Annotated in this window: 17 protein-coding genes, 1 rRNA gene and 1 pseudogene; 5 read left to right on the top strand and 14 right to left on the bottom strand. The window is 74.8% G+C overall.

Translation table 11 applies throughout. The features are described from left to right. Window positions 1-88 precede the first annotated feature (88 nt). Window positions 89-1,738, bottom strand: coding sequence for a CTP synthase (locus ACH4OA_RS15335; RefSeq protein WP_365878405.1), 1,650 nt, complete (start codon window positions 1,736-1,738; stop codon window positions 89-91). A 543-nt stretch (window positions 1,739-2,281) separates the two neighbouring features. Here ACH4OA_RS15335 and ACH4OA_RS15330 point away from each other — a divergent pair. From ACH4OA_RS15330 to ACH4OA_RS15320, 3 genes are all read left to right on the top strand, one after another. Then, complete coding sequence (locus tag ACH4OA_RS15330) at window positions 2,282-4,084, top strand: glycoside hydrolase family 15 protein (protein WP_397937206.1); 1,803 nt, start codon at window positions 2,282-2,284, stop codon at window positions 4,082-4,084. Between the two features lie 85 nt (window positions 4,085-4,169). Beyond that, window positions 4,170-5,543 (top strand): FAD-binding oxidoreductase, encoded by a 1,374-nt coding sequence (locus ACH4OA_RS15325; RefSeq protein WP_397969383.1) that lies wholly within the window; start codon window positions 4,170-4,172, stop codon window positions 5,541-5,543. Window positions 5,544-5,593: 50 nt separating this feature from the next. Then, window positions 5,594-7,240 carry a PucR family transcriptional regulator gene (locus ACH4OA_RS15320; protein ID WP_397969381.1) on the top strand — a complete coding sequence of 549 codons (1,647 nt, stop codon included), beginning with the start codon at window positions 5,594-5,596 and terminating at the stop codon, window positions 7,238-7,240. Here ACH4OA_RS15320 and ACH4OA_RS15315 read toward each other — a convergent pair. The 6 genes from ACH4OA_RS15315 to ACH4OA_RS15290 form a co-directional block, all read right to left on the bottom strand. After that, complete coding sequence (locus ACH4OA_RS15315) at window positions 7,237-8,397, bottom strand: glycosyltransferase family 4 protein (RefSeq protein WP_397937176.1); 1,161 nt, start codon at window positions 8,395-8,397, stop codon at window positions 7,237-7,239. The two genes, ACH4OA_RS15320 and ACH4OA_RS15315, sit on opposite strands and share 4 nt — an antisense overlap. 294 nt (window positions 8,398-8,691) lie before the next feature. Continuing rightward, window positions 8,692-9,447 carry a hypothetical protein gene (locus tag ACH4OA_RS15310; protein WP_397969380.1) on the bottom strand — a complete coding sequence of 252 codons (756 nt, stop codon included), beginning with the start codon at window positions 9,445-9,447 and terminating at the stop codon, window positions 8,692-8,694. A 49-nt stretch (window positions 9,448-9,496) separates the two neighbouring features. Further along, window positions 9,497-11,239, bottom strand: coding sequence for a DNA repair protein RecN (recN, locus tag ACH4OA_RS15305; RefSeq protein WP_397969379.1), 1,743 nt, complete (start codon window positions 11,237-11,239; stop codon window positions 9,497-9,499). 39 nt (window positions 11,240-11,278) lie between these two features. Beyond that, window positions 11,279-12,196 (bottom strand): NAD kinase, encoded by a 918-nt coding sequence (locus ACH4OA_RS15300; protein WP_365879412.1) that lies wholly within the window; start codon window positions 12,194-12,196, stop codon window positions 11,279-11,281. Further along, a complete protein-coding gene (locus ACH4OA_RS15295) occupies window positions 12,193-13,008 on the bottom strand; it encodes a TlyA family RNA methyltransferase (protein ID WP_365879410.1) in 816 nt (271 codons plus the stop codon). Before ACH4OA_RS15295 ends, ACH4OA_RS15300 begins: the two co-directional genes overlap by 4 nt. Window positions 13,009-13,027: 19 nt before the next feature. After that, complete coding sequence (locus tag ACH4OA_RS15290) at window positions 13,028-13,399, bottom strand: hypothetical protein (RefSeq protein ID WP_397937180.1); 372 nt, start codon at window positions 13,397-13,399, stop codon at window positions 13,028-13,030. Window positions 13,400-13,441: 42 nt separating this feature from the next. Between ACH4OA_RS15290 and ACH4OA_RS15285 the strand changes: the two genes are divergently transcribed. Continuing rightward, window positions 13,442-13,789 (top strand): sterol-binding protein, encoded by a 348-nt coding sequence (locus tag ACH4OA_RS15285; RefSeq protein WP_365879406.1) that lies wholly within the window; start codon window positions 13,442-13,444, stop codon window positions 13,787-13,789. On the opposite strand, the gene ACH4OA_RS15280 is transcribed toward ACH4OA_RS15285, so the two are convergent. Genes ACH4OA_RS15280 through ACH4OA_RS15265 form a run of 4 tightly spaced genes read right to left on the bottom strand, consistent with a single transcriptional unit; the run spans window position 13,773 to window position 17,793 of the window. Further along, entirely contained in the window at window positions 13,773-14,624 is an 852-nt protein-coding gene (locus ACH4OA_RS15280) for an ABC transporter ATP-binding protein (protein WP_397937182.1), read from the bottom strand. The genes ACH4OA_RS15285 and ACH4OA_RS15280 overlap by 17 nt on opposite strands. Continuing rightward, complete coding sequence (locus tag ACH4OA_RS15275; RefSeq protein WP_397969377.1) at window positions 14,621-15,667, bottom strand: FecCD family ABC transporter permease; 1,047 nt, start codon at window positions 15,665-15,667, stop codon at window positions 14,621-14,623. Before ACH4OA_RS15275 ends, ACH4OA_RS15280 begins: the two co-directional genes overlap by 4 nt. Continuing rightward, a complete protein-coding gene (locus ACH4OA_RS15270) occupies window positions 15,664-16,707 on the bottom strand; it encodes a FecCD family ABC transporter permease (protein ID WP_397969376.1) in 1,044 nt (347 codons plus the stop codon). The genes ACH4OA_RS15275 and ACH4OA_RS15270 overlap by 4 nt, the downstream gene beginning before the upstream one ends. Window positions 16,708-16,764: 57 nt before the next feature. After that, window positions 16,765-17,793: an HAD-IIA family hydrolase gene (locus tag ACH4OA_RS15265; protein WP_397969375.1), complete on the bottom strand. Its 1,029-nt coding sequence runs from the start codon at window positions 17,791-17,793 to the stop codon at window positions 16,765-16,767. A gap of 73 nt (window positions 17,794-17,866) precedes the next feature. Here ACH4OA_RS15265 and ACH4OA_RS15260 point away from each other — a divergent pair, with 73 nt between their 5' ends. Next, window positions 17,867-19,150 carry a DUF1015 domain-containing protein gene (locus ACH4OA_RS15260; RefSeq protein WP_365879397.1) on the top strand — a complete coding sequence of 428 codons (1,284 nt, stop codon included), beginning with the start codon at window positions 17,867-17,869 and terminating at the stop codon, window positions 19,148-19,150. A 106-nt stretch (window positions 19,151-19,256) separates the two neighbouring features. On the opposite strand, the gene ACH4OA_RS15255 is transcribed toward ACH4OA_RS15260, so the two are convergent. The 3 genes and pseudogenes from ACH4OA_RS15255 to rrf all read right to left on the bottom strand — a co-directional run. Then, window positions 19,257-20,189 (bottom strand): hypothetical protein, encoded by a 933-nt coding sequence (locus ACH4OA_RS15255; protein ID WP_397969589.1) that lies wholly within the window; start codon window positions 20,187-20,189, stop codon window positions 19,257-19,259. A 420-nt stretch (window positions 20,190-20,609) separates the two neighbouring features. After that, window positions 20,610-21,647: pseudogene (locus ACH4OA_RS15250) on the bottom strand (hypothetical protein); the annotation flags it as partial. A gap of 63 nt (window positions 21,648-21,710) precedes the next feature. Then, window positions 21,711-21,815: ribosomal RNA gene (gene rrf, locus ACH4OA_RS15245) — 5S ribosomal RNA — on the bottom strand; the annotation flags it as partial.

Genomic DNA, 21,815 nt, shown 5'->3' with positions numbered 1-21,815 from the left:
GCCGGACACGTCGCGGGTCCGGCCGGGAACAGAGACCGGGGTGCCCGCCCTTGCGGGTACGCACCCCGGCCACCGTACAACCGGTGTGTTACTCGGCGGTCTTCCGCTCGACCGCCGCCTTGACCAGGCCGGCGAAGAGCGGGTGCGGGCGCGTCGGCCGGGAGCGCAGCTCCGGGTGGGCCTGCGTGGCGACCAGGTAGGGGTGGACGTCACGCGGGTACTCGACGTACTCCACCAGCTTGCCGTCCGGGGAGGTGCCGGAGAACAGGACGCCCGCCTTCTTCTCCAGCTCCGCGCGGTAGGCGTTGTTCACCTCGTAGCGGTGCCGGTGGCGCTCCTCGACGTACTCCTTGCCGTCGTAGACCTCGCGGACGATGGAGCCCTCGGCCAGCTTGGCCGGGTACATGCCCAGCCGCATCGTGCCGCCCATGTCGCCCTCGCCGGCGACGATGTCGAGCTGCTCGGCCATGGTGGAGATCACCGGGTGGCCGGTGGCCGGGTCGAACTCGGTGGAGTTGGCGTCGGTGATGCCGGCCAGGTTCCGGGCGGCCTCGATCACGATGCACTGCAGGCCCAGGCACAGGCCCAGCAGCGGGATCCGGTTCTCGCGGGCGTAGCGGATCGCGCCGACCTTGCCGAGCACACCGCGGTCGCCGAAGCCGCCGGGGATGCAGATGCCGTCCACGTCCGCCAGCTGCGCCTTGGCGCCGGCCGGGGTCTTGCAGTCGTCGGAGGTGACCCACTTGATCTTCACCCGGGCGCGGTGGGCGAACCCGCCGGCGCGCAGGGCCTCGGTGACCGACAGGTAGGCGTCGGGCAGGTCGATGTACTTGCCGACCAGGGCCAGGGTGATCTCGTGGTCGGGGTTGTGCACCCGGTCCAGCAGGTCGTCCCAGGTGGTCCAGTCCACGTCCCGGAAGGGCAGGTCCAGCTTGCGCACCACGTAGGCGTCCAGGCCCTCGGTGTGCACGACCTTGGGGATGTCGTAGATGGAGCGGGCGTCGGGGCAGGCGACCACGGCGGCCTCGTCCACGTCGCACATCAGGGAGATCTTCCGCTTGATCGCGGTGGGCACCTCCCGGTCGCAGCGCAGCACGATCGCGTCGGGCTGGATGCCGATGTTGCGCAGCGCGGCCACCGAGTGCTGGGTCGGCTTGGTCTTCAGCTCGCCGGACGGGCCGATGTAGGGCAGCAGCGAGATGTGCACCACGAAGACGTTGTCGCGGCCGACCTCGTGGCGGACCTGGCGGACGGTCTCCAGGAACGGCAGGGACTCGATGTCGCCGACCGTGCCGCCGACCTCCGTGATGACCACGTCGACCTCGTCGGTGGCCATGCGGCGGATGCGGTGCTTGATCTCGTTGGTGATGTGCGGGATGACCTGGACGGTGTCGCCCAGGTACTCGCCGCGGCGCTCCTTGGCGATCACCGTGGAGTAGACCTGGCCGGTGGTGACGTTGGCGCTGCCGTCCAGGTCACGGTCGAGGAAGCGCTCGTAGTGGCCGATGTCCAGGTCGGTCTCGGCGCCGTCGTTGGTGACGAACACCTCACCGTGCTGGAAGGGGTTCATCGTGCCGGGGTCGACGTTCAGGTACGGGTCCAGCTTCTGCATCACGACACGCAGGCCGCGGGCCTTGAGCAGCATGCCCAGGCTGGAGGCGGTCAGTCCCTTGCCGAGCGAGGAGGCGACACCCCCGGTGACGAAGATGTGCTTGGTCGTCGAGGATTTGGGCGGCATGGCCAAGAGGGGGCTCCCGTGGTCGCTGTCTGTGATGCCGGGCGGCTTCCCGCCCGGGGATCTCCGGGGGTGCCGTCGCTGCGGTTCGGGGGTTTTTCTCCCACCGGTCCACGGGCTACCAGGGTATCAGCGCCGGAACGGGATGGCTTCCGGCCACGCTCCGCACCCGCCCGGGCACCCTGCGGACCCGCAGGTGTCACTCGTGTCACTCCGGGCACCACCCAGACACACGGTAATCACCCGCCGCTCATCCGTTCGGCTCACACGGGTTGCCCGGAGCGGCACACACATCATCTACGTGCGTCGTATCCTGCTCGGACACTCACTGCCGCGCCCGGCCGGAACGACGGGCACACCCCCGCCTGTATCACCGGAACAACGAGAGCGCGGCAGTTCGTTGAGCAAGGACTGTCGTGTTGTTGCCTCAAGGCTCGGCGGACTGCTTTGCTTCACCGCTCAACGACGCATAACAACGACCCCTTGACCGCACTAAGCGATATCCCCCTGCGCGGGGGTGACGTGGCCGTTCGACTGGAGTTGCACGTGGCCGGGCGCATCGAAGACTACGCACTCATCGGAGACATGCAGACCGCCGCACTGGTCTGCCGGGACGGCACGGTGGACTGGCTGTGCCTGCCCCGCTTCGACTCGCACGCCATCTTCGCCGGCCTGCTGGGCACCGAGGAACACGGCTTCTGGCGGCTCGGCCCGGCGCACGCCGCCGACGCCGCGCCGCCCACGGCCGCCCGGCGCGGCTACCGCGGCGACTCGCTGATCCTGGAGTCCGAGTGGGACACCCCGCGCGGCACCGTGCGCGTGACCGATTTCATGCCCCCGCGGGACGGCGCCCCGCAGCTGATCCGGATCGTGGAGGGCGTCACCGGCCGGGTGCCGATGCGCTCGGCCCTGCGGATGCGGTTCTCCTACGGCCGGGTGGTGCCGTGGGTGCACAAGCACGAGGGCCGCACGGTGGCCGTCGCCGGGCCGGACTCCGTGTGGTTCGACACGGAGGCCGAGACCTACGGCAAGGCGCTGACGACCTACGCCGACTTCACGGTCGGCCCCGGTGACCGGATCGCGTTCACGATCTCCTGGGAGCCCTCGCACAAGGAGCCCCCGGCCCTGCCCGAGCCGGAACAGTCCCTGGAGGCCACGGAGAGCTTCTGGCGCGAGTGGGTCGAGCAGTGTACGTACCACGGGCCGTACCGCGAGGCGGTGATCCGCTCCCTGATCACCCTCAAGGCGCTCACCTACGCCCCGACCGGCGGCATCGTCGCCGCGCCCACCACCTCCCTGCCGGAGGACATCGGCGGCGTGCGCAACTGGGACTACCGCTACACCTGGCTGCGGGACGCGGCGATCACCCTGTCCTCGCTGCTGCGCACGGGCTACCGCGAGGAGGCCCGCGCCTGGCGCGAGTGGCTGCTGCGGGCGGTCGCCGGCGACCCGGAGAACCTCCAGATCATGTACGGCATCGCCGGCGAGCGGGAGCTGGGCGAGGCCGAGCTGGACTGGCTGCCGGGCTACGAGAGGTCCGCCCCGGTCCGGGTCGGCAACGGCGCCGCGCACCAGCTCCAGCTCGACGTGTACGGCGAGGTTACCGAGGCCCTGCACCTGGGCCACATGACGGGCCTGGCCCGCAACGACTACGCCTCGCTGCTCCAGCTCAAGCTGATCCGCTACCTGGAGGACCACTGGCAGGAGCCGGACGAGGGCATCTGGGAGGTGCGCGGGCCGCGCCGGCACTTCGTGCACTCCAAGGTGATGGCCTGGGTCGCGGTGGACCGCACGATCAAGCTGATCGAGTCCGGGGACGCGGACGGCCCGCTGGAGCGGTGGCGCGAGCTGCGCGACGACATCCACCGGGACGTGTGCGAGAAGGGCTACGACAAGGAGCGCAACACCTTCACCCAGTCCTACGGCTCCCAGGAGCTTGACGCCTCGCTGCTGCTCATCCCGCAGATGGGCTTCCTGCCGCCGGACGACAAGCGGGTGATCGGCACCATCGAGGCGATCCAGCGGGAGCTGTCCACCCCGGACGGGTTCATCCTGCGCTACCCGACCGAGGGCCGGCACGCGGGCGTGGACGGTCTGCCGGGTGACGAGGGCGCCTTCCTGGCCTGCTCGTTCTGGATGGCGGACGACCTGGCGATGATCGGCCGGGTGGACGAGGCCCGCCGGCTGTTCGAGAAGCTGCTCGGGCTGCGCAACGACCTCGGTCTGCTCGCCGAGGAGTGGGACCCGCGCCTGAAGCGCCAGGTGGGCAACTTCCCGCAGGCGTTCAGCCACGTCCCGCTGATCGACACCGCGCTGCGGCTGACGGCCTCGGGGGCGTACGGCGGCTAGCCGCCCCGCCCGGACGGGCGCGCCCCGCCGTCCGCGGGGCGCGGCCTACGCTGGGAGGGAGTTCCCTTCCGGCAGGGGGCGGGTGATGGCTCTCCGTTCCAAGGCGCACACGGCTCTGGCCGCGCTCCGCGCGGAGCTGGCCGGCCAGGTGCTCGCCCCGGACGACCCGGGGTACGACGCGGCCCGTGCGGTCTTCGACGCGCGGGCCGAACGGCGGCCGGCCGTGATCGCCCGGTGCGCGGACACGGCCGACGTGGTGCGGGCGGTGCGCTTCGCCAGGGAGCTGGACCTGCGCGTCGCGGTGCGCGGCGGCGGCCACGGCCTGGCCGGCGGGGCCGGGGCGGACGGCGCGCTCCTGGTGGACCTGCGCCGGATGCGCCGGGTGACGGTCGACCCGGCGGCCGGGACGGCCCGGGTCGAGGGCGGCGCCACGATCGGCCGGCTGGACCGGGCCGCCCAGCTTCACGGGCTCGCGACGACCGGCGGGCGGGACTCCGCCGTCGGCGTGGCCGGCTTCGTCCTCGGCGGCGGCACCGGCTGGCTGGACCGGGTCTTCGGCCTGGCCGCCGACAACCTCCTCGGCGCCGAGCTGGTAACCGCCGGCGCGGAGCGGGTGCGGGCGAGTGCCGGCGAGCATCCCGAGCTGTTCTGGGCGCTGCACGGCGCGGGCGGCAACTTCGGCGTCGCCACCGCGCTCACCCTGCGGCTGCACCCGCTGCCGGAGTTCTCCCTCGCCCTGCTGGCCTTCGCGCCACGGCACGGACCGCGGGTGGTCCGCGCCTTCCGGGAGATCATCCGTACCGGCCCGGACGAGGTGGGCGGCGCGGTGCTGTGCGTCACCGGGCCGCGCGGGCCGTGGGCGCCGGCCGGCCGGCCGCTGTGCGCGGCGCTGCTGACCTACGCCGGACCCTGGGCCGGACTGCGCGCGCTCGCCGCGCCGCTGCGCGCGCTGCCGTACGACGCGGAGCTGGCCGGCGACCTGCCGTACGCCGGCGCGCAGCGCCTGCTCGACACCCCGGCCGGGCTGCGCGCCCACTGGTCGGCGCAGTGTCTGACCGGGCTGCCGGACGCGGCGGTGGAGGCGTTCTGCGCCCGCGCGGCCGCCGCGCCGGAGCCGGCCGGGACCCGGCTCGCGCTGTTCCCGGGAGGCGGGGCGGTCGCGGCGGGCCCGCGCGGGTCCCCGGTGTCCGGCCGGGACGCTCCCTGGACCGCGCACCCGCACGCGGCGTGGGCGGACCCGGCCGACGACGAGCGGGCGGCCGGCTGGGTGCGCGAGGCGCGGGCCGCTCTCGGACCGTGGAGCGCGGACGCCGTCCCGCTGAACCTCGTCGGCGACGAGGGCGCCGAGCGGGTGCGGGCGGGGCTGGGCGCCGGGAACCTGCTGCGCCTGGAGCGGGTGAAGCGGCGCTACGACCCCGACAACGTCTTCCGCGCCAACCACAACATCCGCCCGCTGTAGCCGGCCCGCGCACCTGTCGTCGGCGCGTTTGCGCAGGTAGCGTCCGCTGCATGGACAGCCGTACCGACCACCGTTTCGACACCCAGGGCGCCGGGATCACCGTGCGGCGGGCCCTGGAGCTGCCCGGCCTGCGCAGCGGGCTGCCGGAGATCGTGGCGGGTGCCGACCGGCTCGGCCGCACGGTGCGCTGGGTGCACGCGGGCGAGGTGCCGAACATCGCCTCGCTGCTCAAGGGCGGCGAGCTGCTGCTCACCACCGGCTACGGCTTCGGCACCCGGCCGGCCGAGCAGCGGGCGTTCGTGCGGACCCTGGCCGAGCGCGGGATCGCCGCCCTGGTGGTGGAGCTGGGCCCGCGTTTCGCCCGGCTGCCGGCGGCGCTGGTGGAGACGGCCCGGACGGCCGGCCTGCCGCTGGTCCAGCTCCATCGCGAGGTGCCGTTCGTGACGGTGACCGAGGAGATCCACACGGAGATCGTCAACGGCCACTACGCGCTGCTCCAGCGCGCCGAGGAGGTGCACCGGCGCTGCACCGAGGCGCTGCTGGGCGGTGGCGGGGTGCCGCAGGTGCTGGGCATCCTGGCCGACTTCAGCGGCAACCCGGTGTTCCTGGAGACGGCCGACGGCCGGCTGCTGTACGCCGCCGGGGCCGGGCCGGAGGGCGCCGATCCGCTCCAGGTGTGGGAGGGGCTGCGCGGCCCGCACAAGGAGGGCCCGCCGCCGGCCGGTTCGGTGCTGGTGGACGTGCCCGGCGGCGGGCCCGGCACGTCGGGGTCGGTGCGCGCCCGGCTGGTCCTGCCGCCGGTCTGCGCGGCGCCGGCCCCGGTGCACCGGATCGCCGCGGAACGGACCGCGGGCATCCTGGCGGTGGTGCTGATGCAGGCCCGGCAGGAGGAGGAGCTGGCGGCGCGCGGGCGCGGTGACTTCCTCACCGATCTGGCCGAGGGCCGGATCGCGGCCCAGGACGCGCCGGCGCAGGCCCGGGTGCTCGGCTTCCGGCCCGGTGACGGCCCGCTGCTGCCGGTGGTGATGCGGCTCGGGGACACGCTCCCGGCCGGCGGGGGCTGGGCGGTGCTGGCCCGGGCGGTCGCGGAGGGGCTGGCGGCGGTGGGCGTGCCGGTGCTGCTGGGGGTGCGGCCGGTGGAGGGCCGGGTGCCGGTGCTGCTGGGGCTGCGCGCGGAGCCGGAGCGGGCGGCGGTCGCGGACCGGGTCGCGGCGGCGCTGCGGGCCGGGGCGGAGCGGGCCGGGATGCGGCGGCCGGGCTCGCCGCCGCCGGTGGTGGTGGTCGGGGTGGCCGGCGGCTGGGCGGCGGCCTCGGCGGGGCTGCGGCACGCGGCGGAGACGGCGACGGCGGCGCAGGGCCTGCCCGACCGGCCCTGGTACGACGCCCGGCGCCTCGACATCGACCTGCTGCTGTGGCGGCTGCGGGACCATCCGGACCTGGCGGCCTTCGTGGACCGGGCGATCGGCCCGCTGCGCGCGCACGACCAGCGCTCCCGGCCGCCGCTGCTGCCGACGCTGGAGACCTATCTCGCGCACGCCGGCCGCAAGGCGGAGACGGCCCGCGAGCTGCACCTCAACCGGCAGACGCTGTACAACCGGCTCGCCCGCATCGGCGAGCTGCTCGGCACCGACCTGGACGACCCGCAGACGGTGCTGGCGCTCAGCCTGGCCCTGCGGGCGCGCCGGCACGTCGCTTAGGGCAGTGGCCGCGGCTGGGTCAGTTCGTCGTACACGCTGAGCACTTGCGCCACGGTCTCCTCCTCGGTCGGCCAGGTCGCGGCCTGCCGGGTGCCGCGCTCGCGCAGCAGCGCGCACCACTCGGGGTCGGCGAGCAGCCGTACGACCGTGTCGGCGAGGGCCGCCGGATCGCCGTACGGGACGAGGGCGGCGGCGTCGCCGACGAGGTCCGGGATGCCGCCGGTCCGGGGCGCGACGAGCGGCACGCGGGCCCGCAGCGCCTCCTGCGCGAGGACGGGCCGCGGCTCCGGGGCGCCGGTCAGGAGGGCCAGGTCGGCGGCGGCCAGCAGTTCGGGCACGTCCTCGCGGCGCCCGAGGAGCCGTACCGGCAGCTCCTCGTCGCCGATCCGCCGCTGGAGCACCGGCCGCAGCGGCCCCTCCCCCGCGATCACCACCAGCGGCGCCGGGTCGAGTTCCCGCCAGGAGCGGGCCGCGTCGAGCAGTACGTCGTAGCCGCGGTGGCGGTCCAGGGAGCCGGCCACCAGGATCACCGGGCGGCCGGTGGCGCCGAGTTCGGCGCGGACCTTGGGCCGGCGCCGGTCGGGGTCGGCGGCGGTGCCGCCGTGGGCGCCGGACGGGCCGCCGGGCCGGTGCCGGCCGGGCAGCGCGACGGCGGCGAGCCGGGCGTCGCGCGCGCCGCTGCGCCGGGCGCGGTCGACCAGTTCGGGGCTGGTGCCGAGGACCACGGCCGCCGTCCTGGCCACCCGCCGCTCCAGCAGCCGCAGCAGGTGCGCCCGCGGGCCCTCGGCGTGGGCGCGGCCGTGCCAGGTGACCACCAGCGGGGTGGTGCGCCCGCTGAGCGCGAGGACGGCCCGGAAGGAGGCGTGCAGGCCGTGCGCGTGCACCAGGTCGGCGTGGGCGCAGGCCGTGCGGAGCGCGGCCACCGAGACGGGGTCGCTGCTGCGCGGCACGTGCACGTGGCCGGCGCCGGTGCCGGTGAAGTCGTAGGCGCGGTCGGCCTCGGTGGGGGCGCACACGGTGACCCGTACGCCCCTCGCCACCAGTCCCTCGGCCAGGGAGCGCACGTGCGCGCTGCTGCCGGTGTTGCCTCCGCCGAGCACCTGCACGGTGCGCAGCGGCGACTGGCCGTGCGGTGCGTTGCTGCTCAGAGGGCTCACGGGGGTCACGGGGCCGGGGCTCCTGGTTCACGGGGAGGGGTCACGGGGAAACGTACCGAAGGTAGCGGGCTCCGGGGGGCGGAAGGACGCATCCCGCGCGCCTCCCGCACGGACCGTTCGGCCTCCTGGGCCGCCCCGCGTTCCGCGCCAAGCATGCCAGGGCGCAGGGCCGTTCGGGCACATCCGGGCGGGCGCAGCGGACGGCGGACCGGGGCAACGCGCCGGAGCACATCACCCGCACGGGCGAGGCCAGGCTCACCCCGCCGGGGCGGTGCCCGCGGGCATCGGGCGAGGTCAGCCGCGTGCCGTGCGCCGCGCCCAGGCGGTCACCCGGTCCCCGTGACGGGCCGCGGCGACCAGGGCGACGGCGTGCGCGAGCAATCCCGCGCGCTGGTTCCGCGCCACCACGGCCGCCCCGAGCGCGGCACCGAGGGCGTGCGCCCCGGTGTCCCCGAGCATGACCCGCTCGCCGAGGTCGTCGGGCAGCACAGCGGCGGCGGCCCCCAGCGCGGCGGCGGCCGGCCCGGTCCCGGGCCCCGCCCGCAGCAGCCCCGGCGCCGCGAGCAGGGCCACCGCGCCGGCGGCCCGCCCCGGCCGTACGTCGAGGAGGTTCACGAAGTGGGCGGTCCCGGCGATCACGACCCCGGCGAGCAGCTTGTCGAGCGGCCGCTCCTTCAGCAGCGCGCCCGCCGCCAGCCCCGCGGCCGCTATACCGAACAGTTTCACGGACCCGCTGGTGACCTCGCCGTCCCGCAGCGCGCGCAGGTGCGCCCGGAACCCCCGCCGGTGATCCCCGGCGACATCGTCGTAGGCCCCGCACGCCCCGGCGCCCAGCACCGCGATCCCGGCCGCGGGGCACACCCGCCCGGCGGCCACCGCCGCCCCGATCGCCACGGCGGGCCCGGCGTACATCCCGACGTCCCGCCCGGCGTGGTTCCTGCGCTCCCACCGCCCGCGCCCGCCGGGCGCGGTGGCGCGCAGCAGGGTCTGGCCGGTCCGGGTGAGGGTTGCGGCCGGCAGGAGGGAGCGGAGCGCGCGCTTGTCGATCACGGCCCCACTCTAGGGACCCCGCTCCGGGCCGCTCCCGCCTCCGGGTCCCTCAGACCTCCGCGCGGGCCGTGGCCAGGAGTTCCTCCGCGTGGGCCCGGGCCGTCTGCGAGTCCTCCTGGCCCGCCAGCATGCGGGACAGTTCGCGGATGCGGTCCTCGCCCTCCAGGACCTTAACGCCGGAGCGGGTGACGGAGCCGTCGTCGGTCTTCTCCACCAGGAGCTGGCGGTCGGCGAACGCGGCGACCTGGGGCAGATGGGTGACCACGACGACCTGCGCGGTCTTGGCCAGCTTCGCCAGCCGGCGGCCGATCTCGACCGCGGCCTTGCCGCCGACTCCGGCGTCGACCTCGTCGAACAGGTACGTCGGCACGGGATCGGTGCCCGCGAAGACGACCTCGACCGCGAGCATGACCCGGGACAGCTCGCCACCGGAGGCGCCCTTGGCGATGGGCCGCGCGGGGGCGCCCGGGTGCGGGGCGAGCAGCAGCTCGACCTCGTCCACGCCGGCCGGGCCGTAGGCGACCGTCCGGCCGTCGACCTCGACGCCCTCCGGGTCCTCGGTCTGCCGGATGTCGAAGGACACGCGCGCGTGGGGCATCGCCAGCGAGGCCAGCTCGGCGGTCACCGCCGCGGCGAACCGCTCGGCGGCCTCGGTCCGCGCGTCCGTCAGCGCCTGCGCGAGCGCCCCGAGACCGGTGCGCAGCGCGTCCCGCTCGGCGGTCAGCTCCGCGATCCGCCCGTCGTCGCCGTCCAGCTCGGTGAGCCGGGCGGCGCCGCGCTCGGCCCAGGCCAGCACCGCGTCCACGTCCTCGCCGTACTTGCGGGTCAGCGCGGTCAGCGCGGCCCGGCGCTCCTCCACGGCGGCCAGCCGCAGCGGGTCGGCGTCCAGGTCGTCGGCGTATCCGGCCAGCTCACCGGCCACGTCACCGAGCAGGATGCCGATCTCCCCGATCCGGTCGGCGAGCGCGGCCAGCGCCGGGTCGTGGCCGCGCACGGCCTCCAGGGCCCGGTGGGCGCCCGCGACGAGCGTGGCCGCGTCGATGCCCTCGGGGTCCTCGGGATTGCCCGCGAGCGCGGCGTGCGCGACCGTCGCGGCGGAGGCCAGCGCCTCGGCGTGCCCGAGCCGCTCGGCCTCCTCGGCCAGCTCCGCGTCCTCGCCGGGCCGGGGTTCCACGGCGGCGATCTCGTCCAGCCCGTAGCGGAGCAGGTCGGCTTCCTGCGCCCGCTCACGCGCCCGCGTGGTGATCTCCTCCAGCTCGGCGGAGACGGCCCGCAGCCGCCGGTAGGCCTCGCTGTACTTGGTCAGCGGCACGGCGACGGCGTCGCCCGCGTACCGGTCGAGCGCCTGCCGCTGCCGGGACAGCTTCAGCAGTCCCTGCTGGTCGGTCTGCCCGTGCACGGCCACCAGGTCGTCGGCCAGCTCGGCGAGCAGCCCGACGGGCACGCTGCGCCCGCCCAGGAACGCCCGGGAGCGGCCCTCGGCGGAGACGGTACGGCTGATCAGCAGGGCGCCGTCGTCCAGCTCGGCCCCGGCCTCCTCGGCGCGCAGCACGGCGGCGGCGCCGGCGGGCACGGCGATCCGTCCCTCCACGACCGCCTTGCCGGCCCCGATCCGCACCAGCGCCGGGTCCGCCCGGCCGCCGAGCAGCAGCCCCAGGCTCGTGACGACCATGGTCTTGCCCGCGCCCGTCTCACCGGTGACCGCGGTGAACCCCGGCGACAGCTCGACCACGGCATCGTCGATGACCCCGAGCGACCGTATCCGCATCTCCTCCAGCACGGAACAGACCATACGAGGTCCGGGGCCGGGAACGCACATGGCCCGGCGGTCTCACTCGGAGGAGTGGTGCGGTGCCCCGCGCCAGCCCGTGGTCGGCAGCGCGAACTTGGCCACCAGCCGGTCCGTGAACGACGAGTGGTGCAGCCGGGCCAGCCGCACGGGCACGGCCCCGCGCCGCACCTCCACCCGCGCGCCGGGCGGCAGCTCGACCGTCCGCCGGCCGTCGCACCACAGCACGCCGGGCGGGATGTGCGGCAGCACCTCCACCGCGAGCACCGAGTCCGGCGAGGTCACCAGCGGCTTGGCGAACAGCGCGTGCGCGCTGATCGGCACCATCAGCAGCGCCTCCACCTCCGGCCAGACCACCGGTCCCCCGGCGGAGAAGGCGTACGCCGTGGACCCGGTGGGCGTGGACAGGACGACCCCGTCGCAGCCGAACCCCGTCACCGGCCGCCCGTCGATCTCCAGCACGACCTCCAGCAGCTTCTCGGCGCCGGCCTTCTGCACGGCCGCCTCGTTCAGCGCCCAGTCGGTGTGCACGATGTCGCCGTTGCGGTGCACGACGACGTCGACGGTCATCCGCTCCTCGACCTCGTACGACCGCGACACCACCCGGTCCACCACCCGGTCGAGGTCGTCGCGCTCGGCCTCCGCGAGGAACCCGACGCGCCCGAGGTTGACGCCGAGCATCGGCACCCCGGAGGCCCGCGCGAACTCGGCGCCGCGCAGCAGGGTGCCATCGCCGCCGAGCACGATCAGCAGCTCGCACCCGTCCAGGCACTGCGGGGTGGCCTCCTTGATCAGGGCGACCTCGTCCGGGAGCGGCAGGTCGCGCGCCTCCTCCTCCAGCACCCGCACCCCGATGCCATGCCGCAGCAGGCCCTTGACGACGAGTTCCGCGCTGCGGATCGCCGCGGGCCGCCCGGTGTGGGCGAGCAGGAAAACAGTACGCGCCAGGTTCTGTGTCAACGCGGCCCCTCCGCCACTGCACGGTCGACGTCGGCCGGGTCCACCCGGGGTGCCCCCGCCCGCAGCCAGAGAAAGTACTCGACATTGCCCGAGGGGCCGGGCAGCGGACTGGCGGTCACGCCCCGCACCCCGAGCCCCAGCTCCCACGCCCGCCCGGCCACCTGCCGCACGGTCTCCGCCCGCAGTTGCGGACTGCGGACGACACCTCCGCTGCCGAGCCGGTCCTTGCCCACCTCGAACTGCGGCTTGACCATCATCACCAGGTCGGCGTCCGGGGCCGCGCACTGCTTCAGGGCGGGCAGCACCAGGCCGAGCGGGATGAAGGACAGATCGCCCACGACAAGGTCCACGGGTTTCCCATCGATCGCGTCGAGCGTCAACTCGCGTACGTTCGTACGGTCCTTGACGGTGACGCGTTCATCGCTCTGCAGCGACCAGGCGAGCTGTCCGTAACCGACGTCCACGGCGACGACATGGGCGGCGCCCGCGCGCAGCAGGACATCGGTGAAGCCGCCGGTGGAGGCGCCGGCGTCCAGCGCGCGCCGGCCCTCGACGACGAGCCCGCCGGGCACGAAGACCTCCAGCGCGCCCGCCAGCTTGTGGCCGCCCCGGGAGACGTAGCCCGGGTCGCTCTCGTCGGCCCGCACGACGATGGCCGCGGCGGTCTCCACCTGGGTGGCCGGCTTGGTCGCCACCATCTTGCCGACGCTGACCCGGCCGGCGGCGATCAGCTGGCTGGCGTGCTCGCGCGAGCGCGCCAGCTTGCGGTGGACCAGCTCGGCGTCGAGGCGGCGACGTGCGACTCCTGCCACGTTCGGTTCAGCTCCTGCTTCAGTAAGGCCGTGGGGGCGCCGGAGGTCCCGGGCGGGCGTCGAGCGCGGTGAGCGCGTCGCGCAGCCCCCGGTGTACATCCTCGTACACCTGGAGGTGTCCGTCGGTGGCGAGGTGGTCGGCGTCGCCCAGCCGGTCCAGGTGGGCGTCGATCCCGGCGTCGCCGGTGGGGGTGCGCGGGATGTCCAGCGGGGCCGGGGCGGCGGGGTCGAGCCCGGACCCGGGCTCCTGTCCGGACGCACGCCCGGACCCGGGTACGGGTTCCTGCTCGGGCCCGGCCTCACGGTCGTAGTCGGGACCGTGGTCGTGCCCGGCCCGCGTGGCGTACTCGGCCGGCCTGGCGGTCTCGGCCGCGGAGACGGACTCGCTCATGCCCCGACGCTACCCCGAACCGCCGCGGTACCGTCGGGGGCGATGGCCACGATCGAGGAGTGCCGCGCCGCACTGGGGCGGTTTTCGGCCAATATGCGAGGGGCCGAGGGCCGGGCCCGCGCCGCCGCCGCGCTCGACCGCTCGGTCAGCTGCCACCTCACCGATCTGGACGTCACCTTCGCGGGCCGGATGACCGGCGGCCGGATCGAGGTCGACGCGACCCACCCGGGGCCGCCCCGGGAGAAGGCCCGGATCAGGCTCGCCCTGACCGGCGACGACCTGGTGGCCCTGGTGGACGGCGCGCTGGACTTCGCCACCGCCTGGGGCTCGGGCCGGGTACGGCTGGAGGCGGGCCTGCTGGACCTGTTCCGGCTCAGGAAGCTGCTGTGACCCGCCCGGCGCGGGTCCTGCGGGCCGCCGGCACCACCAGCGGGGTGCCCGTCTCCGGGTCCTCGATGACCTGGCAGCGCAGCCCGAAGACCTCCTCGACCAGCCCGGCCGTGACGATGTCGTTCGGGGCGCCCTCGGCGATCACCCTGCCGCCGCGCAGCGCGATGAGGTGCGTGGCGTAGCGGGCGGCGTGGTTGAGGTCGTGCAGCACCGCCACCAGCGTCCGGCCCTGCTCCTCGTGGAGTTCGGCGCACAGGTCGAGGACGTCGATCTGGTGCTGGATGTCCAGGTAGGTGGTCGGCTCGTCCAGGAGCAGCAGCGGGGTCTGCTGGGCGAGCGCCATGGCGATCCACACGCGCTGGCGCTGCCCGCCGGACAGCTCGTCCACGTACCGGCCGGCCAGCTCCGCCACCCCGGTCTGGCGCATCGACTCCCGCACGACCCGCTCGTCCTGCGCCGACCACTGGCGCAGCAGCCCCTGGTGCGGGTAGCGGCCCCGGCCGACCAGGTCGGCGACCGTGATGCCGTCGGGCGCGAGGGACGACTGCGGCAGCAGGCCGAGGGTCCGCGCGACCTTCTTCGCCGGCAGCGACTGGATGGCCTGCCCGTCCAGCAGCACCCGGCCCTGACTCGGCTTCAGCATCCGCGACAGCGCCCGCAGCAGCGTCGACTTGCCGCACGCGTTCGGGCCGACGATCACCGTGAAGGAGTGGTCGGGGATCTCCACCGACAACTGCTCGGCGATGACGCGCTGGTCGTAGGCGAGGGTGACGTTCTCGGCGGACAGGCGGTTCACGGTGCTCCTCTTGCGGTCGGACTCGGGGGTGGCGCTCATATCCGGCCCGCCTTGCGCTCGGCGACCAGCAGCCACAGCAGATAGGCGCCGCCGAGGACGCCGGTGACGACGCCGACGGGCAGCTGGTCGGCGCCGAAGGCGCGCTGCGAGGCCCAGTCCGCGGCGACCAGCAGCACCGCTCCCATGCACAGCGAGGGCACCAGGTTGGGTCCCGGGGAGCGGGTGAGGCGGCGGGCGAGCTGCGGCGCGGTCAGCGCCACGAAGCTGACCGGGCCCGCGGCGGCCGTGGCGGCGGCGGTGAGCAGCACGGCCGAGACCATCAGCAGCAGCCGGACCCGCTGGACGCGCACACCGAGCGCGTGCGCGGTGTCGTCGCCCATCTCCATCATCCGCAGGCCCCGGGCGTTGACGAGGACCAGCGGGACGACGACGGCGCACAGCCCGAGCAGCGGCCAGACCTGCTCCCAGTCCCGGCCGCTGAGCGAGCCGGTCATCCACACCACCGCGCGGGTCGCGTCGACCAGGTCGGCCTTGGTGAGCAGATAGCCGTTGACCGCCGTGGCGATCGCGTTGACACCGATGCCCACCAGGACCAGCCGGTACCCGTGCACGCCCCGCTTCCAGGCGAGCGCGTAGACCGCGAGACCGGTCGCCAGGCCGCCGGCGAGGGCGCCCACGGTCACCTGGGCGGCGCTGCCGGACAGCAGCACGATCACGACGAGCGCGCCGGCCGTCGAGCCCTGCGACAGACCGAGCACGTCCGGGCTGCCGAGCGGATTGCGGGAGACGGACTGGAACAGCGCGCCGCCGAGCCCGAGCGAGGCCCCGACCAGCAGTCCGACGAGGACCCTGGGCAGCCGCAGCTCGTTGACGATGAAGTCCTGGTAGGCGGTGCCCTGCCCGGCGAGCGTCCGCAGCACGTCGGCGACCGGGATCCTCGCGTCGCCGGTGCCGATCAGCGCGACACCGGCCGCTCCGGCCCCGGCCAGCAGCAGGACCACGACGAGCAGGGCGCGCGGGTCCAGGCGCAGGGAGAGCCCGCCGGGGAGGCGTACGGCACGGCTTTTGGAGTACGTCTTCACAGCTGGGCCGTCCTGCGCCGTCGTACGAGGAAGATGAAGACCGGGCCGCCGACGACCGCGGTGACGATGCCGACCTGGAGCTCGGCCGGCCGGGCCACGACCCGGCCGATGACATCGGCGCCGAGCAGCAGCACGGGCGCCAGCAGCGTGCCGTACGGCAGGATCCAGCGCAGGTCGGGGCCGGTGAAGGAGCGCACGACGTGCGGCACCATCAGACCGACGAAGACGATCGGGCCGCAGGCGGCCGTCGCGGCGCCGCTCAGCACCACCGCGGCCAGCATGGCCAGCGCGCGGGTGCGGTCGAGGTGGGCGCCGAGGGCGCGGGCGGTGTCGTCGCCCATCTCCACGGCGTTCAGCGGCCGGGCCAGCGCGAGCGCGAGGACGGTGCCGGCCGCGAGGAACGGCAGCACCTGGAGGATGGTCGAGCGGTCCGCCGAGGCCAGGGAGCCCACCGTCCAGAAGCGCATCCTGCCCAGGGCCGCGCCGTCCGTGATCATCACGGCCTGGAGATAGCCGTACAGGGCCGCGCTGATCGCCGTGCCGGCGAGTGCCAGCCGCACCGGGGTGGCGCCCCGGCCGCCGCCGAGGAACCACACCAGCGCGCCGACCGCCGCCGCGCCCAGGAACGCGAACCACACATAGCCGGTGAGGCTGGTGACGCCGAAGCAGGTCATGGCCGTGACGACGGCGGCGGAGGCGCCCGCGTTGATGCCGAGCAGCCCGGGATCGGCCAGCGGATTGCGGGTCAGCGCCTGGAGCACCGCGCCCGCCAGCCCGAGCGCGGCGCCGACCAGCAGGCCGAGCACCGTGCGCGAGAGCCGTTCGTCCACGACCACGTCGCCGTACGTCCCGGTGTCGTGGAACAGGCCGTGCCAGACCTGCTCCGGGGACAGTCCTTTGGCCCCGACCGCGATGCTCGCCAGCGCGACGAGCACCAGGAGCACGGCGGACAGCAGGAGCCCAAGGGCCCTGGCCGCTCGGCGGGTTGGGGGCGCGGGGGCGTTCTCCGCGCGCGGTACCGGAGGACTGTCGACCAACACGGAGTTAGGTTAGCCTACCCTGCGCTGCTTCTCGATCCCCGGTGTGCCGCCGGCCCGTCAGAGACCGAGCCGGGTCAGTGCCTTCTCCCCGTCCAGCGCGCAGGAGCCGTCGCCGGCCGCCGTCCAGGCCGCCGCGCACAGCGCCCGCAGCCCGTCCAGCGGCGCACCGTCGCCCGTCAGCTCCAGCCGTCCGTCGCCGGGCGCGGCCGTCCAGCCGCCGCAGCGGAAGCCGTCCCCCTCCTCGGTGACCTCCGGCTGCCCGCCGAGCAGCCCGCGCAGATCCGCGTCCACATACGTCGGCCGGTGCCGGGGCGGCGCGGCCAGCAGTTGCGCGCCGTCGGTGACACCGGTCAGCACCAGCAGCGAGTCCACCCCACCGTTGAACGCGCCCTCGATGTCCGTGTCCAGCCGGTCGCCCACCACCAGCGGGTGCCGGGCCCCGGTCCGGATGATCGTCTCCCGGTGCATCGGGGGCAGCGGCTTGCCCGCGACCTGCGGCTCGGCACCGGTCGCGATCCGCACCACCTCCACGGCGGCCCCGTTGCCCGGCGCGATGCCCCGGCCGCTCGGGATCGTCAGGTCGGTGTTGGACGCGAACCACGGCAGTCCCCGCCGGATCGCGTACGACGCCTCCATGAACCGCTTCCAGGGCAGGTCCGGGCCGCCGTAGCCCTGCACGACCGCCGCCGGGTCGTCGTCCGCCGACTCCACCGGCACCAGGCCGCGCTCGCGCAGCGCCACCCGCAGCCCCTCGCCGCCGACCACCAGCACCCGCGCCCCGGCCGGCAACTGCTCGCCGATCAGCCGGGCGACGGCCTGCGCGGAGGTGATGACGTCGTCCGCGCCCGTCGGTATGCCCAGCTCCGTCAGGTGCCCGGCCACCGCGTCCGGGGTCCGCAGCGCGTTGTTGGTGACGTACGCGAGCCGCATCCCGCCCGCCCGCGCCGTCGCCAGCGAGTCGACCGCGTGCGCGATCGCGCTGCCCCCCGCGTACACCACCCCGTCCAGATCGAGCAGCGCCGTGTCGTACGTCTCGCTCAGGGGCCGCCCACTGCCCTCGGGCCTCGTCCTGACGCCTTGGCTCATATCCGTATCGCTCCTCGTCGACTCGCCTTCCCTCGATCATCCCGCATGCCACCGGCACACGTACGATGCCGGGATGAAGACAGCAGGTCACTCGGAGGCAACGACGCGCCGCGGCCTGGAACTCACCCCGTTCCGAGGTCTCCGTTACGACCCTGACCGGGTCGGCAGCCTCGCCTCCGTCACCTCCCCTCCCTACGACGTCGTCGTACGGCCCGACGGCCTGCACCACCTCCAGTCGGCCGACCCGCACAACATCGTCCGGCTGATCCTGCCCCAGGCCGGTTCCCCGAGCGCCCGCACCGACCAGGCCGCCGACACGCTGCGCCGCTGGCTGGCCGAGGGCATCCTCGTCGCCGACCCGGACCCCGGCCTGTACGTGTACGAGCAGCGCGACGGCGACGGCCTGCTCCAGCGCGGCATCATCGGCGCGCTGCGGGTCACGGAGCCCGCCGAGGGCGTGGTGCTGCCGCACGAGGACGTCATGCCGCCCGTGGTCGCCGACCGGGCGGCGCTGATGCGCGCCACCCGCGCCAACCTGGAGCCGCTGCTGCTGACGTACCGCGGCGACGGCGCGGCCGCCGAGGTGGTCGAGCGCACGGCCGAGCGCCCGCCGCTGCTGGCCACGACCACCGAGGACGGCTTCCGGCACCGCCTGTGGTCCCTCACCGACGCCGAGGTCCTGGCCCGGGTCCGGACCGACCTGGCCGGCCGGCAGGCCCTGATCGCCGACGGCCACCACCGCTGGGCCACCTACCGCCGGCTGCGCGCGGAACACCCCTCCCCCAGCCCCTGGGACTACGGCCTGGTCCTGCTGGTCGACACCGCCCGCTATCCGCTGCGGGTGCGCGCCATCCACCGGCTGCTGCACGGCCTGCCGGTCGCGGACGCGCTGCGGGCGCTGGACGGCCGGTTCCGGGTACGGCGCCTCGACAAGCCCCTTCCCGACGCCCTGGCGGCGCTCGCGGACGCGGCCCGGGACGGCAACGCCTTCCTGCTGGCCGGCGACGGCGCCTTCCACCTGGTCGACCGGCCCGACCCGGACCTGCTGGCCCGCACCATCCGCACGGACCGCCCGTCCGCCTGGCGCTCCCTGGACGCCACGGTCCTGCACACCGTGCTGCTGGAGCACGTGTGGCACATCCCCGAGGACTCGCCGGCCCACGTCGCCTACATCCACGACACGGCCGCGACGGTCGAGAAGGCGGAACGCGACGGTGCCACGGCCGTGCTGATGCACCCCGTCCGCGAGGAGGTCGTCCGCGACCTGGCCCGGCAGGGCGTGACGATGCCCCGCAAGTCCACGTCGTTCGGTCCGAAACCGGCGTCCGGGCTGGTGCTGCGGGCCCTGGAGATCTGAGCGGACGGCATACGGAAGAGAACGGCGATACGGAAAAGGGCAGGCCCCGGGGGGCCTGCCCTTTTCTCGTCGGCTTCTCTTCCGGTGACGTCGCCGGTGAGCGGCGTCAGTCCTTGTCGCCGTCCTCCGCGTCCACTGCGTCCTGCGCGGCCTTCGCGTCCTCGGCGTTCTCGGCGTTCTCCGCGGCCTTCGCGTCCTCGGCGTTCTCGGCGACCTTGGCGTTCTCCGCGACCTCGGCGTTCTCCGCGTGGTCCTCGGAGGACTTGCCGGAGGGCTCCTCGGTCTCGTCGGAAGCATCCTCGGAGACATCTTCGAGGGCGTCCTCGGGAGCGTCTTCGAGGGCGTCCTCGGGAGCGTCCTCGGCCAGGGCGTCGACGAACTCCACGCCGTCCAGCTCGGCGAGCCGGTCGGAGGCGTCGGTGCTGCCGTCCCGGTCGGCCTCGACGGCCTTCGCGAACCACTCGCGTGCCTCGCGCTCCCGGCCGACGGCCAGCAGGGCGTCGGCGTAGGCGTACCGCAGGCGCGCGGTCCACGGCTGGACCGAGTTGGAGGCCAGCTCCGGGCTCTGCAGGGTCACGATGGCCGCGTCCAGCTGGCCCATGTCCCGCCGGGCACCGGCGGCCACGAGCCGCATCTCGACCTGTCCGGCCTTGTCCAGCTTGTGCACCTCGAGGGCGCCGGCCATGTCCAGCGCCTTCTCCGGCCGTCCGAGCCCGCGCTCGCAGTCGGCCATCACGGGCCACAGCTCGACGGTGCCGGTCATCCGCCGGGCCGCCCGGAACTCGGCGAGGGCCTCGCCGAACTTCTGGTTCGCGTACGCGGCGAAACCTGCGGCCTCGCGTACGGCGGCCACGCGGGAGGCCAGACGCAGAGCCACCTTGGAGTAGCCGTAGGCGCTCTGGGGGTCCTCGTCGATCAGACGGGCGACCATCACCAGGTTCTTGGCGACGTCCTCCGCGAGCGTCTTGGGCAGGCTCTGGAGCTCCTGCCGGACGTCCTTGTCGATCTCGTCGCCGGTGACGTCCTCCGGGATGGGCAGCCGCTTGATCGGCTCCCGGTCCCGGTCCCGCTCGTCGCGGAACCGGCCACCGCCACGGCGGTCGTCCCGGCTGTCCCGGCTGTCCCGGCTGTCCCGGTCATCGTGGCCGCGGAAGCCGCCGGGGCGTCCGCCCCGGTCGTCACGGCGCGGCCCACGGGCGTCCCGGTCGTCCCGGCCCCGGAAGCCACCCCGCTCACCACGGCTGTCGTCACGACGGAAGCCACCGCGGTCGTCGCCACGGCGGTCGTCACGGCGGAAGCCACCGCGGTCGTCGCTACGGCGGTCATCGCTACGGCGGTCGTCGTCGCGGCGGAAGGGGGGACGGTCACCGCTGCGGTCGTCGCGGCGGAACGAGGGGCGGTCGCCGCCACGGTCATCGCGGCGGTCATCGCGCCGGTCGTCGCGGCGGAAGCCACCGCGCTGGTCGTCCCGGCGTCCGAAGCCGCCACCGCGCTGGTCGCCGCCACGCTGGCCGTGGCCACCCCGGTCGTCGTCGCGACGGAAGGACGGACGGTCGCTGCCACGGTCGTCGCGGCGGAACGGGGGACGGTCGCTGCCACGGTCGTCGCGGCGGAACGGGGGACGGTCGCCGGTGCGGTCGTCGCGGCGGAACGAGGGGCGGTCGCCGGTGCGGTCGTCACGACGGTCATCGCGGCGGAAGCCGCCACGGTCACCACGGTCGCGGTCGTCGCGCTGGAAGCCCGGACGCGCACCGCGCTCACCCTCGCGGCGGAAACCGCCACCACCACGGCGGTCATCGCTACGGCGGTCGTCGTCGCGGCGGAAGGGGGGACGGTCACCGCTGCGGTCATCACGACGGAACGAGGGGCGGTCGCCGCCACGGTCATCGCGGCGGTCGTCACGCCGGTCGTCGCGGCGGAAGCCACCGCGCTGGTCGTCCCGGCGTCCGAAGCCGCCACCGCGCTGGTCGTCCCGGCGTCCGAAGCCGCCACCACGCTGGTCGCCGCCACGCTGGCCGTGGCCACCGCGGTCGTCGTCACGGCGGAACGAGGGACGGTCGCCGCTGCGGTCGTCGCGGCGGAACGAGGGGCGGTCGCCACCGCGGTCGTCGCGACGGTCATCGCGCCGGTCGTCACGGCGGAAGCCGCCACGGTCACCACGGTCGCGGTCGTCGCGCTGGAAGCCCGGACGCGCGCCCCGCTCACCCTCGCGGCGGAAACCGCCACCACCACGACGGTCATCGCTACGGCGGTCGTCGTCACGGCGGAAGGAGGGACGGTGGTCGCCACGGTCGTCACGGCGGTCGTCGCTCCGGCGGCCATCGCTCCGGCCGTAGCCGGCACGGTCGTTGGGACGGCGGTCGTTGTCCCGGCGGAAGCCGCCCCGGTCACCACGGTCACCGCGGTCACCACTGTCCCGTCGCCGCTGGTCGCGCTCCGGTCGCTCGTCGGGAGAGTTGGTGGACATGGTGACTCCTGTCTTAGGTACTGCAAGCATTGTAAAAACAAAAGGACCCCTGGTCCCAGCTGAACGCTGGTGACCAGGGGTCCTCCAAAGATTGTTCGGCGGCGTCCTACTCTCCCACAGGGTCCCCCCTGCAGTACCATCGGCGCTGTGAGGCTTAGCTTCCGGGTTCGGAATGTAACCGGGCGTTTCCCTCACGCT

The sequence above is a fragment of the Streptomyces sp. NPDC017095 genome, from assembly GCF_044332325.1.
In the GTDB taxonomy this organism is placed as follows: Bacteria; Actinomycetota; Actinomycetes; order Streptomycetales; family Streptomycetaceae; genus Streptomyces.
The sequence above is the reverse complement of the archived record's forward strand: the minus strand, read 5'-3'. Positions and strand labels throughout refer to the sequence as shown.